At 47.4% G+C, this 726-nt stretch carries 1 protein-coding gene and 1 pseudogene; both read left to right on the top strand.

Going from position 1 to position 726, the window contains the following annotated elements:
* A pseudogene (locus tag F0227_RS21805) lies at positions 1-465 on the top strand (hypothetical protein); the annotation flags it as partial.
* A 23-nt stretch (positions 466-488) separates the two neighbouring features.
* The coding region (locus F0227_RS21800) for a hypothetical protein (RefSeq protein ID WP_216613515.1) at positions 489-726 on the top strand (238 nt) is incomplete at its 3' end.

Genomic DNA, 726 nt, shown 5'->3' with positions numbered 1-726 from the left:
GGTAAAATGTCTACCGGTGGGCGTATGTCGGCTCCGGCATATATTGAAGGCTACTGGGCAAAGGGAAACCCAACACCCAACAGCGGCTTAGTTTCTTATCACGTGATCTCCGCAGAAATCTCCGCAGACGCTGAAGCGAAAATCAAGGTAATGGATAACTATTATAAAAACTACCATCGTAAACAGGGTTCAATACAGGTGATTGTCGATGGCCCAAGAGTAAGGGTGTTCTATACCAAGAGTTGCTTTTCTGTGGTTGATGACTGTACTCCCAAAAAAAAGGCCGATCCAAATGGCTGGGTTGTAAAAGATCCCCGAAACATCCGTGATGTGGTGGTGCTGTTTGATGGTGTGGGTGAATCTTCAGCTACCCCTTTCCCAGACAGTTACTTCTCCCGGCTGAAGAAACGTTTAGAATCCAAGAAAAGTTCCGCTAACCAGACGACGAATACACAGGAAAAATAGCCTGTTGCTTGAGGTGCATAGCAATGATTAAAGCTTATATTATCGGAGCTCTTGTACTGCTTGGTCTGACACTGTTTTTACGCTACCCCGCAGGCCCCTATATTGTCGATGTAGGGTTAACCAATGGTAGCACCAGCGGAAAACATGGTGTCCAAGGTATGTATATCACTACGGTTATGGGTGGGCAGGCAAGAGTGTCCATGGGCTCAGTCAGCGGCTATCCCGGTAAAATGTCTACTGGTGGACGCATGTCTGCCCCAG

Source organism: Vibrio sp. 99-8-1, assembly GCF_013114595.1.
Taxonomy (GTDB): Bacteria; Pseudomonadota; Gammaproteobacteria; order Enterobacterales; family Vibrionaceae; genus Vibrio.
This window is presented reverse-complemented; position numbering and strand designations above follow the sequence as displayed.